This window comes from Mesorhizobium sp. LNJC405B00, from assembly GCF_000502615.1.
GTDB lineage: Bacteria > Pseudomonadota > Alphaproteobacteria > Rhizobiales > Rhizobiaceae > Mesorhizobium.
Genome location: NZ_AYWC01000003.1, coordinates 431,483 through 446,913, shown reverse-complemented (window position 1 = coordinate 446,913; position 15,431 = coordinate 431,483). Strand labels below are relative to the sequence as shown.

Genomic DNA, 15,431 nt, shown 5'->3' with positions numbered 1-15,431 from the left:
ATGAGCGACGTCGCCTATTTCGGCATCCGCCATCACGGGCCGGGCTCCGCCGACAGCCTGGTGCAGGCGCTGCGGGACTTGCAGCCGGTCGCGGTGCTGATCGAAGGGCCGAGCGACGCGTCCGCCCTGCTGCCATTGCTGGCGCGCCCGCAGATGCAGCCGCCGGTGGCGCTGCTCTGCTACCCCGAGGACGATCCGGCCGCGACAAGTTTCTGGCCGTTCGCCGAGTTCTCGCCGGAATACCAGGCGGCGGTGTGGGCGGTGGCGAACAAGGCGGCATTGCGGTTCATCGACCTGCCGTCATCGGCACGGTTCGCCGCACCGGCAACCGACGACCCCGACAAAACGGCTGACGCCGACAAGCCCGAACCCAAGGACGAAACCGGTGAGGATGGCGAGCCCGCATCGCATCGCGACCCGATCGGCACGCTGGCTGCGGCCGCCGGCTATGAAGATGGCGAAAGCTGGTGGGCCGACATTATCGAGCAGAATCCGCAGCCGGGTCCAATCTTCGCTGCCATCACCGATGCGATGACGACGCTGCGCGACGGCGAAGGTGCGATCGCGCCGTTCGAGGCCAAGCGTGAAGCGCATATGCGATTGGAAATCGCCGCCGCGCGCAAGGAATTCGCCGGACCGATCGCCGTCGTCTGCGGCGCATGGCATGTGCCGGCCCTGCAGGCCGCGCACACGCAGAAGAACGACCAGGCGCTGATCAAGGGAATTGCCCGGCGCAAAAGCATCATGACATGGGCGCCATGGACCGGGCCGCGTCTTGCGCTGGGCTATGGTTATGGCGCTGGCGTCGTCGCGCCCGGCTGGTGCAAGCATCTGTGGCGCACACGAGGGCGGCGCGACGCCGCGACGCTGTGGCTGGCGACGATCGCGGCGGTGCTGCGGGCGAAGGGCCATCTGGTGTCGACCGCGTCGCTGATCGAGGCCGAGCGGCTTGCGCGCACACTGGCTGCCATTCGCGAGCGGCCGAAGCCCGGCTTCGAGGAATTGCGCGATGCCGCGATCGCGGCGCTGTTCAACGGCGAAGCGGTGCTGTGGGCGCTGGTCGAGGCCGAGCTGCTTTTGGGCGCGGATGTCGGCGAGATTCCGCCCGACACGCCGCTGGCGCCGCTGATCGAGGACCTGCAGCGCAACCAGAAGGCGGCGCGGCTGAAGCCGGAGGCGCTGGAACGCGAGCTGTCGGTCGATCTGCGCAGCGAAAGCGGACTGTTTCGTTCGACATTGCTGCACCGGCTGGACGTGCTTGGCGTGCAATGGGGCAGGCTGGCCGACGCCGGCCGCAGCCGCGGCACCTTTCGCGAAAAATGGACGCTGGCCTGGGAGCCGGAATATGCCGTGCGCCTGGTCGAGAACCTGATCTACGGCCCGACTATCGAAAAGGCCGCCAATGGCCGCCTGATCCAGATGCTCGGTGCGGCCGCGAGCCTCGACACGCTTGCCGCCCTTGTCCAGAGCGCCATTACCGCGGATCTGTCGGAGGCCGCGAGCGCCGGCCTTGTAGCGTTGGAGGCGCGCGCAGCGCACAGCAGCGAATGCCTGGAGATGCTGGCCTCGGTGCCGCCGCTTGCCGACATCATCCGTTACGGCGAGGCGCGCAAGACCGAAACCAACCGGCTGTCCGGTTTGTTGGAACGGTTGATCGTCGAGGGCGCGATCGCGCTGCCCTATGCGGTGCGCGACCTGGACGAGCAGGCCGCCACCACGCTGGTCGGTGCTGTGCGCAAGGCCGACACGGCGATCCGGCTGGTCGAGCCCGGCGAAGGCGTGCTCGATGCATGGCGCAACGGCCTGACCGGCGTGCTGGAAGGTCCGGGCTCGACGGCGCTGCTCGCCGGCTGCGCCGCGCATCTGCTCTATGAAGCCGGCCAACTGTCGGCAGAGGACGCCGCCGGGCTGCTCGGACGCAGGCTGTCGCCGGGGACGCCGGTCGCCCAGGCAGCGGGGTTCTTCGAAGGTTTCTTCAGCACTGCCGGCCAGCGGCTGATCTACGACGAGGGCCTGCGCGGCGCCGTCGATGGGTGGCTGAAATCGCTCGACGAGGACGCTTTCATCGCGCATCTGCCATTGCTGCGCCGCGTCTTCTCCAATCTGGACTCGATGGAGCGGCGGCGGTTGATCGAGGCCGTGCTCGGCCGCACCGCAAGGTTGCCGGCCGGCCTGACGCCGGCGCCGGATGGCGGCGAGGGCTGGCGCCGTCACCTGGAGCGGCTTGGGCCATTGCTGGCGGGCGGAGTGTGACAATGGATGACGAAGCCGAAGTGCCCGAACCCGGCCCAGCATCCTCCGATAGCGGGCGCGAGCGCCGCTGGCGGCTGGCGATCGGCGCCGATGACGAGGCTTCCTCCGCCCTTTCCAGTGATGACAAAAAACTGTCTTCGGCGCTCGATGCGCTTTACGGCGACGGCGCCAATGCGGATGCCGACCCGCGCAAGCGGCGCGGCGGGCTCGGCCGCTCGGCGCCACGCGTGGCGCAATGGATGGGCGATATCCGCTCCTTCTTTCCCGCCCAGGTAGTCCAGATCGTCCAGAAGGATGCCTTTGAGCGGCTGAACCTGAAGCAGATGCTGATGGAGCCGGAATTCCTCAAGGCGATCGAGGCCGACGTCAACCTCGTCGCCGACCTGATCTCGCTGCGTTCGGTGATGCCGGCCAAGACCAAGGACATCGCCCGCACCATTATCGCCGACATCGTTGCCAAGCTGATGCAGCGGCTGGAGCAGAAGACCGCCGAGGCGATCCGTGGCGCGCTCGACAAGTCGCGACGCACCAACCGGCCGCGCCAACGCGACATCGACTGGCCGCGCACCATCTCGGCCAATCTTCGCCACTACCAGCCTGAGCACAAAACCGTCGTGCCGGAAAAACTGGTCGGCTTCATGCGCAAGCAACGCCGGCTGGTCGATCTCGACGAAGTGGTGCTGTGCGTCGACCAGTCCGGCTCGATGGCGAGCTCGGTGATCTACGCCTCGATTTTCGCCGCGGTGATGGCGTCGCTGCCGGTCGTGCGCACCAAGCTGGTCTGTTTCGACACGGCCATCGTCGACCTGACCGAAGAGCTCAGCGACCCGGTCGAGGTGCTGTTTGGCGTGCAGCTCGGCGGCGGCACCGACATCAACCAGGCGGTCGCCTATTGCGCCGACCGCATCGAGCGGCCGACCAAATCCCACTTCGTGCTGATCACCGACCTCTATGAGGGCGGCAACGGCCAGGACTTGCTGCGGCGGCTTGCGGCGCTGGTCCGGTCCGGCGTCAATGTCATCGTGCTGTTGGCGCTGACCGATCAGGGCCGGCCGGGCTATGATCAGGCGATGTCGGCTTCGGTCGCGGCACTTGGCATACCGGTCTTCGCCTGCACGCCGGACCTGTTTCCCGACATGATGGCGGCGGCGTTGCGGCGCGAGGATATCGGCGCCTGGGCAGCCGGCGCCGACATAAAGCTGATCCGCGCCGAGACGGAGCCGAGCAGTCAGGCCTGACTATTCGAACGAATAGGCAAACCCGTCAGTGGAAGCGCTGACGGTCACCTTGGTCATCTTCTCGCCGTCGAGCGACCGGTTCAGCACGCCGCGGCTGAGTTCCGGCAACAGCGTGTTGGTGAGGATGGCGTCGATCATGCGGCCACCAGACTCGATTTCGGTGCAGCGCGCCTTGACCAGCGCCATGACGCCGTCGCCGATCACCAGTTCGGCGTCGTGGCTGGCGCGCAGCCGCCGCGCGATCTTGCCGAACTGATGGCGGGTGATGGCCTCGATCATCGAATCCGAGAGCGGATAGTAAGGGATGGTCACGACGCGGCCGAGGAAGGCCGCTGGAAACACCTTCAGCAGTGGAGCGCGCAGTGCAGCATCGAGGCCGTCGAGCCCTGCCCTCACCGTGCCGTTGCCGGTCCGCTCCATGATGACTTCGGAGCCGACATTGGACGTCAGCAGGATCAGCGTGTTCTTGAAGTCGATGCGCCTTCCCTCGCTGTCATCCATCATGCCCTTGTCGAAGACCTGGAAAAAGATCTCGTGGACGTCGGGATGGGCCTTCTCGACCTCGTCGAGCAGGATCACCGAATAGGGTTTTCGGCGCACGGCCTCGGTGAGAATGCCACCCTTGCCGTAGCCGACATAGCCGGGCGGTGCGCCCTTGAGCGTCGAGACGGTGTGCGCCTCCTGGAATTCGGACATGTTGATCGAGATCAGGTTCTGCTCGCCGCCATAGAGCGTCTCGGCCAGCGCCAGGGCCGTCTCGGTCTTGCCGACACCTGAGGGGCCGCAGAGCAGGAACACGCCGACCGGCTTTTCCGGCGCTCCGAGCCCGGCGCGGCTGGTCTGCACGCGCTTGGCAATCATCTCCATGGCGTGATCCTGGCCGACGACACGTTCGGACAGCGTGGTGGCCAGCTTGAGCGCCTTTTCGGTCTGGCTGGACAGCATCCGTCCCGTCGGGATGCCGGTCCAGTCCTGGACCACGGCAGCGACCGCATTGCGGTCGACCAACGGCAGGATCAGCGGCGTCTCGCCTTGCGCGGTGGCAAGCTCGGCCATGAGTTCACGCAGCCGCGCCAGATCGGCGACAGGATCTGACGGCGCAGCTTCGGCCGCCGGCGCTTCGGTCTCGGACGTTTCGGCCTTGGGCGTCTCGGCCTTGGGCACCTTGGTCTTTTCTTCGTCCGGCGCTGCCGGTTCGGCATCGGCCTCAGCTGTCGCCACCGCATCGAGCGGGACGCCGTCGCCGCGCAGCCGCGCGCGCAGTTCGAGGATCTCGGCAACCAGCGCCTTTTCGCGCTCCCAGCGCTCCTCGGCGGCGGCGAGCATGGTCCCCGTCTCAGTGAGCCCGGCCTCGACCCGCGCCTGCCGGTCAGTTACTTCGATGCCGATCGCTGCCTCGCGGCCGATGATGCCGCTTTCGACTTCCAGCGCCTCGCGGCGCCGCAAAATGTCCTCTACTTCGGCCGGCGTCGCATGCTGCGAGATCGCGACCCTGGCGCAAGCGGTGTCGAGCAGGCTGACCGCCTTGTCGGGCAATTGCCGCGCCGGGATGTAGCGATGCGACAGGCCGACCGCCGCCTCGATCGCCTCGTCCAGGATCTGCACTTCGTGATGCTGTTCGAGCACGCCGGCTACACCGCGCAGCATGAGCACGGCGACCGCTTCCGACGGCTCGTCGATCTTGACCACCTGGAAACGGCGGGTCAGCGCCGGGTCCTTTTCGATGTGCTGCTTGTACTCGGCCCAGGTCGTTGCCGCGATGGTGCGCAGTTCGCCGCGCGCCAGCGCCGGCTTCAAGAGATTGGCGGCATCGCCGGTTCCCGCCGCGCCGCCGGCGCCGATCAGCGTGTGCGCCTCGTCGATGAACAGGATGACCGGCGTCTCGGATGACTGAACTTCGTCGATCACCGCCTTCAGGCGCTTCTCGAACTCGCCCTTGACGCTGGCGCCGGCCTGCATCAGGCCGACGTCGAGCATGCGCACGCTGATGCCTTGCAGCGGCGGCGGCACGTCGCCCTGGGCGATGCGCAAGGCAAAGCCCTCGACCACCGCGGTCTTGCCGACACCGGCCTCGCCGGTCAGGATCGGGTTGTTCTGCCGGCGGCGCATCAGGATATCGATGATCTGCCGGATCTCCGGGTCGCGGCCGACGACCGGGTCGATCTTGCCGTCATGGGCGCGCTGGGTGAGGTCGGTGGCGTATTTGGCCAGCGCCGAATCCCCGCCCGGAGCGCGCCGCGGCGCCTCCGCGGTGGGAGCCACTGCTGCCATGGCGCCGGCTTCGAGCGAGCCCTCCACCACCTCGGCAAAGCGGGCGATGACCCCGTCGGCGTCGATCTTGTCGAATTCGCCGCTGATCTTCGCCATCAGGCCTTCCAGCACCGGCGTCTTCAGGCAGGCGAGCACGATATGGGCGCTGCGGACCTCCTCCATGCCAAATTCCAGCGTCGCCAGGTTCCAGGCTTCCTGGATGGCGTGGAAAATGTGGTCGGAAAATTCCTCGATCGAGGTGGCGCCGTAGGGCAGCTTGTCGACGGCGCGGGTCATTTCGCTGGTAAGCCGGCTGGCATCGACGCCGGCATCGGCAATGATCATCTGCACATCCGAACGCTCGGACAGCACCAGTTGTTCTATGAAATGGACGAGTTCGACGTAAGGATTGCCGCGCAGCTTGGCGCTGTCGGCGGCGGCCTTGAAGGCGCGCAGGCAGACCGGATTAAGCTTGCCAACCAGTTCCTTGCGTTTGAACCCCTGCGACGACCGGCGCTGTTCCATCGAACGTGCTCCTGCAATCTGCCCGTCGACAGCCTGCCACATAAGCAGCCGCTTGACAAAGCGCTTAATGCAGCCGGCCTTTTCCCTTTGTGGAGAGTCCCGCGCCGCCAAATGCAGACAACCACGATTTTTTATAATCCTATGCGATGCGCTTCACATACGAGGTCGGGCAGGCGCGCCATGAATTGCGCCATCCGAGACGCAGTTGCACCGACATTCATTAGCGCTCGTTAACTTTTGAGCGGATGGCGAATTGTGGGAATATGCAACCGTGTGCTAACGTTGGGTCACGTACGGTTTTAGAGCCGGTCGCCGGGGGTATCTGTGATCGATCTCGCACTCTGGCTTGCTCCGCTGGACGGTGAAAATCCGTCAGGCGAAGACTTGCGCAACGATCCGGCTTTTCATGAGCTGGAGCGGCTCACGGAGCCGCAGGTCAAGGTCGTCCATGACGGGCGCAATAAGCCAGCCGCGCAATCGACCATTCCGGTCGACTGGCCTGCCGTGCTCGGCAAGGCCGAGGAGTTGCGTTCGCATGGCCGCGACCTGCGCCTGCTTGTCATTGTCGCCCGGGCGCTGGCCAATGAAGAGGGATTGGCCGGACTGGCACAGGGCCTGACCCTGATTGCAAGGACCTTCGAGACGCATTGGGAGACGATGCACCCGGCGCTGCGTCCCGGCGGCCAGCCGCGCGACGCCGCCCTGCGCCGCCTCAACGCGCTGGCCGACCTGCAGAACGGCCAGGAAGGCCTGCTGGCGAACCTCAGGCAGATGGTCTTCTTCGCGCCGCGTCCCATCGGGCCGATCAGCGGACGCGATCTCGAACAGGGTGCGCTCGACGATCGCGTCATGCTTCAGGAAGCGGCGTCGGGATTGAATGCCACGGAGAAGGCAGCGCTGGTCAGCGCGCACGGACAGCTCCTGAACCGGGTGGGCAGCGGTTGTGCCGCCCATCAGGACCAGGCCGGTGAACAGATGACAGCGCTCATCGCCGGGGCGCACGCAGCGATCGAGGCGCTCGACGCAGTCGATGCGGCGCTGAATGCCCGCCTCGACAGCAACGGGGCTGCCGTCCCGGACCTGAAGCGGTTTTTGCAGCGCGTGCTGACGACGCTGGAACGCAACACGGCGGTCGAGACCACGGAAGAGGCAGCGACGAAGGGGGCTGCCAGCCCGGCTGCTCCCCCGGCAAGCCCGGCCGCGCCGGTCAGAAACGGTCATGGAGCCGAGACGATGGCAAGCTACGCGGAGACCGGTGCGGGGCTCCCGGACAGGATTTCCTCGCGCGACGATGTGGTGAAGTGCCTCGACCTTGTGGTCGCGTTCTACGACCGCACCGAGCCGTCGAGTCCGATCCCGCATCTCGCCCGCCGGGTGCGCAGGATGGTGCACATGGATTTCGTTGAACTGATGGAAGACCTCGCCCCGTCGGGGCTCAAGGAATTCCGGCTGCTCGCCGGCGTTCCCGACGCCAAGAAGACTGCCCAGAAGGATGAAAGGTAGCAACACATGCCAGCCGAAAGCAAAGCGAAGGTCATCGAGCGAAATCGCGCCCCGCGCGTGCAGATCGCCTACGATGTCGAAACCTACGGCAGCCCGACGACGATCGAACTGCCGTTCGTCATGGGCGTGATGGCCGACCTGTCGGGCGCATCGCAGACCAGGGAAGCGTCCAAGACGGTGCTCGACCGTTCCTTTGTCGAGACCGATGCCAACCGCTTCCCCAAATTCATGGAAGCGCTGGGACCCAGGGTCAAGGCGCGGGTGAAGAACACGCTGCCGCAGGCCGAGGGACAGGAGCGCGACGAAGAACTGGCGCTCGACCTGACCTTCACCAAGATGGGCGATTTCGCCCCCGACAAGATCGCCGAACAGGTCCCGCAACTGGCCGAAATCCTCAAGATGCGGCGCCAGCTCGAGGAGCTGCTCGGCTTCATGGACGGCCGCGTCGATGCCGAAAAGCGCATCGCCCAATTGCTGAACAACCAGCCGCTGCTTGGCCAGATCGCCGCCCGGGCGCTGTCCGACGACAAGGGTGAGGAATAGATCATGGCCGAACAGCAAAAGACCGCAGCATCCGTCGCCGAGGCCGAGGCCGTCGATCTCGGCGAATTCAGCCAGCTCTTGGAGAAGGACTTCAAGGTCAAGAAGGACGACAGCGAGAAGCTGCAGCAGCTGGTTCGCAACCTGGCGCTGGCGGCGCAGTCGCGCTCCGAGACGACGACGATTTCGTCCAACTCGATCAAGTCGATCAAGTCGTTGATCGCCGGCATCGACAAGATGCTGACGACCCAGGTCAACGAAATCCTGCACGCGCCGGAAGTGCGGCAGATGGAAGGCACCTGGCGCGGCCTCTGGTATCTCATCAATAACACCGAGACGGATCAGAAGCTGAAGATCCGGGTGATGAACATTTCCAAGGAGCAGCTGGCCGATACGCTCGAAGACTATGAAGGGCAGATGTGGGACCAGAGCCCGATCTTCAAGAAGGTCTACACCGACGAGTATTCGATGCTCGGCGGCGAACCGATCGGCTGCGTCATCGGCGCCTACGAGTTCTCCAACCACCCGCGCGACGTCGGCCTGTTGCGCAACATCTCCGGCATCTGCGCCTCGGCGCACACGCCGTTCATCGCCGCCGCCTCGCCACGGCTGTTCCGCATGGACAGCTGGCAGGAACTGCCCAACCCGCAGGACCTGCAGCAGATCGTCTCCAACCCGGCCTACGCCTCGTGGCAATCGCTGCGCGAGAGCGAGGATGCGCGCTATATCGGGCTGACCATGCCGCGCGTGCTGGCGCGGCTGCCCTACGGCTCGGAGACAGTCCCGGTCAAGGGCTTCTCCTTCGAGGAGGAAGTGCAGGGCGATCACAACAAATATGTCTGGATGAACGCTGCCTTCCCGATGGGCGTCAACATCAACCGCAGCCACAAGCTCTATGGCTGGGGCACCCAGATCCGCGGCGTCGAAAATGGCGGCACTGTGCTTAACCTGCCGGTGCACTCCTTCCCGACCGATGACGGCTCGATCGCGATGAAATGCCCGACGGAAGTCGCCATCGACGACCGGCGCGAGGCGGAACTGGCCAAGCTCGGGCTGATGCCGATCCTGCACCGCAAGAACACCGATCTCGCGGCCTTTATCGGCGCCCATTCGCTGCAGGATGACGAGACGCGGGCGGGCCGCCTGGTCGACCCCGACGCCCAATCCAACGAGCGGCTCTCAGCCAACCTGCCCTATCTGTTCCCGGTCTCGCGCTTCGCCCACTACCTCAAGGCGATTGCGCGCGACAAGGTCGGCTCGTTCAAGGAACGCACCGACATGCAGATCTGGTTGACCGAATGGATCAACCGGTACGTGCTGGCCAACCCGGCCTTCGCCGACGACAAGGCACGCGCCAAGCGTCCGCTTGCCGCCGCCGAGGTGCAGGTCGACAGCGTGGAGGGCCGGCCGGGCTACTACAATGCCCGCTTCTATCTGCGCCCGCACTACCAGCTGGAGGGCATCAACGCCTCGCTCAGGCTGGTGTCGGAATTGCCGTCCGTGAAGACCTGATTGCAGCAACCAAACCTTTGTTTGAAAGCGGTGGAGAACGAAAATGCCCACAATGAAGATCGACGGTTTTCTGAAAGTTCCGGATATCAAGGGGCCTAGCACACGCGACGGCCATGACGACGAGATCGAAATCCATGGCGTCGATTACAAGATGGTCGCGCCCTACGACCCCAATTCCCTCTCGCGCCGAGGCCGCGTGTCGATGGGCATGATCAAGTTCACCAAGCACTATGACAAGGCCTCACCCTATCTGGCCAAGGCCCTGTTCGAAAACAAGGCGCTGGACGAGGTCAAATTCTCCGCGCGGCGGACCATCGACGGCGAGAGCAAGGACTATCTGGTCGTTACCCTGACCGACGCCTCGATCATGGAATACGACATGTCGCAGGCCGATGATGAAGCCGACCTGATCCAGGAGGAAGTCTCCTTCGCCTACAAGAAGATCAAGTTCGTCTATGACGACAATGACGAAGCCGAAATGGATGTCTATGTCGGCAAGTGAGGGGCGAGCAAAGCGCCCTGCCGCCGACAAGGTACAGGCGGGCGGTTCACGGGCCAAGCGCGAGGCGGTACAGCCTTCGCTGTGGGACCGCCTCGTCAACGATCTGCCGGGCCTGAGCTCGGAGATAGACGGGCTCAGGCAGGCTCTGCAGGAGGAGCTTGGCGCAGAGCGCCTGGACGAGCTGCTGGCAGACGGACCGAGGCGCATCGACGCCGATAACGCATTGAACCCCGATCAGAAGCGCCGGCTGCACCGGCTGGCGTTTCAGAACCGGCACCGCGGCGAGCTCGAAAGCCGCGGCATCGTGGTATCGCCCGACGTGCTGCGCGAGGCCGTGCGGCGCGACATCGAGGCGTTGTTCAACACCGAGCGCTTCGAGTCCGCGCCGCTTTTATCCGATCTCGAGGCCGAGCAGATGACAGACAGTCCGACATCGCTGGCCGACTTTCCGGAGGTGCGCCGCAGCGTCGTCAATTATGGCGTACCGTCCTTCTCCGGCCGTTCGTCGCGCGACTTCGATCGCGATGTTCTGGCACGCGAAATCCGCGCCGTGCTCGCCGCATTCGAGCCGCGGCTGAAGGAGAGCGCGACGAAAGTCACGGTCAACCTCGGCGACAAGACCGGCCTGAAGATCGAGATCGACGCCGTGCTGATCATGACGCCGACGCCCGAGCGCATGCGCCTGCGCACGACGATCAATCTCGACAACGGACTGGCGCGCACCGAGTTCAGGGAAGCCTGAGAGATGGACCGGGTCTTCGTAGAATATTACGAGGAGGAACTGTCCCACATACGCGGGCTGGCGGCGGAGTTCGCCGACATGCATCCGGCGGTTGCCCGCAATTTGTCGCTGGATACGGTGCCGTGTCCCGACCCCTATGTCGAGCGGCTGCTCGACGGCGTCGCCTTCCTCGCCGCGCGCACGCGCCTGAAGGTGGATGCCGAGCGCTCGCGGTTTTCGCGCAGCATCCTCGACGTGCTTTATCCCGATCTCGTCACGCCGGTGCCGGCAACCGCCATGGTGGTGCTGAAGCCCGGCCAGCAGGTGCAGACAATGCTTGCCGGCCACGTCGTCAAGCGCGGCACGCGGCTGGTCTCCAGCCTGCAGGCTGGCCTGTCGACACGCTGCACCTTCACCACCGCGCAGGACATGACGCTGTTTCCGATCGCGATCAGTTCGGTCGGCTATTTCCAGGACCGCAGCGCGCTTGCCGCCGCCGGCATCGGCCCGATCGCCGGCAAGGCCGGCGAAGCGGCACTTCGCATCACGCTGGCGCGGACCGGCAAAGGCAAGCTCGACGAACTGGCGCTCGACCGGCTCGACTTCTATTTCGCCAACCGCACCAAGGCGCCGCTGATCTTCGACGCCATCTTCGGAGTCTGCTCTGGTGTCGGCGCTCGACCGGAAGGCAAGACCAATCCATTGTCGCCGCTACCGCCGCCGGAGATGGTCGGCATTGCCGATGCCGAGGCGCTGATGCCGCGCACGCGGCCGACCTTCGAAGGCTACCGCCTGCTGCGCGAATATTTCATGATGCCCGAGCGCTTCCATTATGGGCGCGTCACCGGCTTGCTGCCGGTCGTGCGCAAATGCCAGGCCGGGCTCGAAATCATCTTCCTGTTCCGGCGTCCGGTGCCCGAACTCGCCGATCTGACGCCGGCGGATTTCGATCTCTTCGCCACCCCGATCATCAATCTCTTCGAGCGCGAGTGCAACATCGTCGAGCTCGACCAGCGCAAGACGCGCCAGGTGCTGCATGCCGACCGCACGCGGGCGCGCGACTTTGAAATCTACCGCGTCATCCGCGTCGAAGACGCCGATGCCGAGGGACCCGACGCGGAGATACCGGAACTCTTCAGCCTTGGGCAAAATCGCGGCAGCGGCTGGGTCTATTCAACGGAGCGGCGGCCGCGCCGGCCGACCGAGGACGAGCGGCGCCAGGGCGTTACGCGGACCTCCTATGCCGGCGACGACGTCTTCCTGGCGGTTTCGCGCCCAGTCAACAGTCAGGCCAACCGGCCGCTCAAGCGCGTCGACGTCGTGGCACTGTGCACAAACCGCGATCTTGCCATCCTCGACGACACGCCAACGCTGACGCTGGAAGCGGGCGACCCGGTGGAATCGGTCAGGCTGCTCGGCGCGCTGCGTTCGCCGCAGCCGGCCATCCCGGCAGCGCTGCCGACCGGCGCCGACAGCGAGTCGCGCGCCGACGACCTGGCCTGGCGGCTGGTGTCGCAGCTGGCGCTGAACTTCCTCAGCCTGGCCAAGGAAGGCCGCGGCGTCGATCCGCTGCATGCGCTGCTCGATCTCTATGCCGAACGCGGCGATCCCGGGCTTGCCCGCAATGTACGCTCGATCGTGCGCATCGATTCGAGCGCGGTGATCGAAAGGCTGGCGATCGAAGGACCAATGTGTTTTGGGCGCGGCACGGAGGTGACGCTGCATGTCGACCAGTCGGTGCTGGCGGGACAGAGCACTCTGCTGCTGTCGGGCCTGCTGTCGCGGCTGTTTGCCCGCCATGCCGGCATTAACGGGTTCGTGCGCACGCGCACGCGGTTGCTCCAGAAACAGGAGGATGTGCCATGGCCGATGACGCCCGGCAATCGCTACCTGATCTAGAGCGAGCCGCAACCCTGTCCGAGAGTTTCGACTTTTTCGAACTGCTGCGCCGGCTGGAGCGGCAAGGCGGCCTGTTCGGCCATTCCGGCCGGCCGGACCGCGAGCCGGCAAGGCTCGGCCAGAATGTGCGGCTGTCCTTCGCAGTGCAGGACGTGGTGGATTTCCGCGAACCGACGGACAAGTCGCCGGCACGCGTCACGGTCAACAATCTCGGCCTGCTCGGACCCGAAGGGCCGATGCCACTGCATCTGACGCGCTGGGTGCTCGATCGCCTGTCGCAACGCTGGTATGCCGGCGCCGAGGCGCGGCAGACGAGCGATACGACCTTCGTCGATTTTGTCAATATCCTGCAGCACAGGATGATCGCGCTCTACTATCGGGCCTGGGCGGATGCGCATCCGGCTGTGCAGGTCGAACGCGGTGTCGGCGGCCGCGTCCGTTCCATGCTGGAAGCGATGGCCGGCATCGGGCTGCCGGGCACGCAGGATGCCGAACTCGATACAGTAAAACTTCGCCAGGCCGCCTCGCTCGCTGCCCAAGTCGACGGCCCCGAGCGACTGACGCTGTTCCTGGCCGAAGCCTTCAAAGTGCCGGTGGTGCTGAAGGAGTTCGTCGCGGCCTGGATGACCATCCCCAAGGCGCTGCAGACGCGGCTTGCCGGCAGCTATGCCACGCTCGGCCGCAGCGCCACCATCGGCCCGCGCAGCTTCAGCCGGCAGAGCCGCATCGAGCTGCGCATCGGCGCGCTCAGCTATATCGATTACAAGGCCTTCCTGCCGGGCGGTGAGCGGCTGAAGCTGTTGAAGCAGGCGGTGCGCGACCTGATCGGCGAGACCATCGATGTCGATCTCAGGATCGTGCTTGCGGCAAAGGCAGTGCCGCCGGCGAAGCTCGGCACCGTCCAGCTTGCCCGCACCACCTGGCTGGCGCGACCGGTCGAAAAGGGGGACGCCGACGACATGCGGTTGCGGACCATCGTCGGCTGGCGGGAAGAGGTGGCGGCATGAGCCTGCTTCTGACTCTCGAACAGGGACCACGCGCGCAAGTCACGCGGCAGGCGCGGCTGGACGAGGGCGAGCTGGTAATCGGCCGCAGCGCCGACGCCGACTGGCAGATCAACGATCCCGACATGTTCGTCTCGCGCGCCCACTGCAAGATCACCAGCAAGCAGGGCGGCTATTTCGTCACCGATACCTCCAGCAGTGGGTTGTTCATCGACGATGCCGCCAGCCCGCTCGGCGCGGGAAATACCGCGCGCCTGCAAAGCGGCATGCGACTGCGACTGGGCGACTATGTGGTGTGGGTCGATTTGCAGACGGCGAAGACCGAGGCGCCGGCCTCCAGGCCTTCAGCGCCTGCCAGCAAGCCGGCGGCGTCGCGGGCGCCGGTCAGCCTCGGCGGCGACGATTTCTTTTCGTCCACCACGGAAGAAGAGCCGGGACGGCCACGCCCTGCCAACCTGCCCGATCCATTCGAAAAGCCGGTGCCCGGCGCATTCGCGCGTGCGCGGTCCGATGAACGCAGCTCGCAGGCGTTCGACGATCCGTTCAGCCTCGACCCTGTGGCAACGCCGGTGGCCGAGACCGCCCCCGACAAGGGTGTTGGCAAGCCGCTGTTCGACGATCCCTTCGGCCTCGATTCCGCACCGCTGTCGAGAGAGCCGAGCAGATCCAGTTCCGAGCAGCCGCCGGCCTACGATGACGGGTTTGGTTTTGGCCCGGCCGAGTCCACCAGTCTCGACGCAGGCGCGACGGATGGCGGCGCAGTGGATGCGCCCTCGCCTGCCCCGGCGCCCTGGGATCTGCCGGTCCGCGCGGCCGAGGCATCGCCACAGCGGCCACCGCCAACCCCGCCTCCACCGCCACCACGTGCTCCTGTCCGGCAAGCTGCTGCGCGGCCGTCGACCGGACAGGCGGACGCGGAATTGCGCGCCGCTTTCCTGCGCGGCATGGGCATGGGCGAGTCCGATTTTCCCGGCAGCGATCCGGTGGCCGACATGGAGAAGTTCGGCCGCGAATACCGGCTGATGATGGAAGGGTTGATGCAACTTTTGCGCAAGCGCGCCGAAGAGAAGGGCAACGCCCGCGTCGCCCAGACCGTGGTTGGCGCGTCCGAGGTCAACCCGCTCAAATTCCTGCCTTCGGTCGACGATGCTCTGGTGACCATGCTGGCCGAGCGCAGCCCCGGTTTCCTCGGCGCCGAAGCGGCGATCAAGGACGCGGTGCGCGATCTGGCGCAGCACCACGTTCGTGCCTGGCGCGGCGTGCAAGGCGCGCTCAAGCGCATGATCGACCGCTTCGATCCGGCGGCGATCGAGCAGGAACTGAAGTCGAGTTCGGCGATCGGCAATCTGCTGACCGGCGGGCGCGGCGCCAAGCTCTGGGAATTGTACCAGAAACGCCACCGTGAAATCGCTCACAGCGCCGAGACGCGCTTTCTGGGCGAAATCGGCGCTGATTTTAGGGACGCATATGAGGAGGACTGAGAC

Annotated in this window: 11 protein-coding genes; 10 read left to right on the top strand and 1 reads right to left on the bottom strand. The window is 65.7% G+C overall.

The genetic code is table 11. The annotated features are described in order from the left end of the window. Together X756_RS156695 and X756_RS156700 are read left to right on the top strand one after the other, a co-directional pair. Window positions 1-2,253, top strand: a complete 2,253-nt coding sequence (locus X756_RS156695; protein ID WP_023729254.1) for a DUF5682 family protein — start codon at window positions 1-3, stop codon at window positions 2,251-2,253. 2 nt (window positions 2,254-2,255) lie between these two features. Beyond that, entirely contained in the window at window positions 2,256-3,491 is a 1,236-nt protein-coding gene (locus X756_RS156700; RefSeq protein ID WP_023704819.1) for a VWA domain-containing protein, read from the top strand. On the opposite strand, the gene tssH is transcribed toward X756_RS156700, so the two are convergent. Beyond that, the gene (tssH, locus tag X756_RS156705; protein WP_023729253.1) at window positions 3,492-6,266 is read right to left on the bottom strand and encodes a type VI secretion system ATPase TssH; all 2,775 of its coding nucleotides are present in this window, start codon (window positions 6,264-6,266) and stop codon (window positions 3,492-3,494) included. A gap of 324 nt (window positions 6,267-6,590) precedes the next feature. On the opposite strand from tssH, the gene tssA reads away from it, so the two are divergent. From tssA to tagH, 8 genes are read left to right on the top strand one after another with little or no spacing between them, the layout of a single operon-like run. Continuing rightward, window positions 6,591-7,769, top strand: a complete 1,179-nt coding sequence (tssA, locus tag X756_RS156710) for a type VI secretion system protein TssA (protein WP_023729252.1) — start codon at window positions 6,591-6,593, stop codon at window positions 7,767-7,769. Window positions 7,770-7,775: 6 nt separating this feature from the next. Next, on the top strand, window positions 7,776-8,312 hold the full coding sequence (gene tssB, locus X756_RS156715) for a type VI secretion system contractile sheath small subunit (protein ID WP_023729251.1): 537 nt from the start codon (window positions 7,776-7,778) through the stop codon (window positions 8,310-8,312). A gap of 3 nt (window positions 8,313-8,315) precedes the next feature. Then, complete coding sequence (gene tssC, locus X756_RS156720; protein ID WP_023682611.1) at window positions 8,316-9,821, top strand: type VI secretion system contractile sheath large subunit; 1,506 nt, start codon at window positions 8,316-8,318, stop codon at window positions 9,819-9,821. A gap of 52 nt (window positions 9,822-9,873) precedes the next feature. After that, on the top strand, window positions 9,874-10,323 hold the full coding sequence (locus X756_RS156725) for an Hcp family type VI secretion system effector (RefSeq protein ID WP_023673716.1): 450 nt from the start codon (window positions 9,874-9,876) through the stop codon (window positions 10,321-10,323). Continuing rightward, the gene (gene tssE / locus X756_RS156730; protein ID WP_023729250.1) at window positions 10,310-11,065 is read left to right on the top strand and encodes a type VI secretion system baseplate subunit TssE; all 756 of its coding nucleotides are present in this window, start codon (window positions 10,310-10,312) and stop codon (window positions 11,063-11,065) included. The genes X756_RS156725 and tssE overlap by 14 nt, the downstream gene beginning before the upstream one ends. 3 nt (window positions 11,066-11,068) lie before the next feature. Continuing rightward, on the top strand, window positions 11,069-12,943 hold the full coding sequence (tssF, locus tag X756_RS156735) for a type VI secretion system baseplate subunit TssF (RefSeq protein WP_023729249.1): 1,875 nt from the start codon (window positions 11,069-11,071) through the stop codon (window positions 12,941-12,943). Then, entirely contained in the window at window positions 12,907-13,950 is a 1,044-nt protein-coding gene (gene tssG, locus X756_RS156740; protein ID WP_023673712.1) for a type VI secretion system baseplate subunit TssG, read from the top strand. The genes tssF and tssG overlap by 37 nt, the downstream gene beginning before the upstream one ends. After that, the gene (gene tagH / locus X756_RS156745; RefSeq protein WP_023729248.1) at window positions 13,947-15,428 is read left to right on the top strand and encodes a type VI secretion system-associated FHA domain protein TagH; all 1,482 of its coding nucleotides are present in this window, start codon (window positions 13,947-13,949) and stop codon (window positions 15,426-15,428) included. The genes tssG and tagH overlap by 4 nt, the downstream gene beginning before the upstream one ends. Window positions 15,429-15,431: the final 3 nt, after the last annotated feature.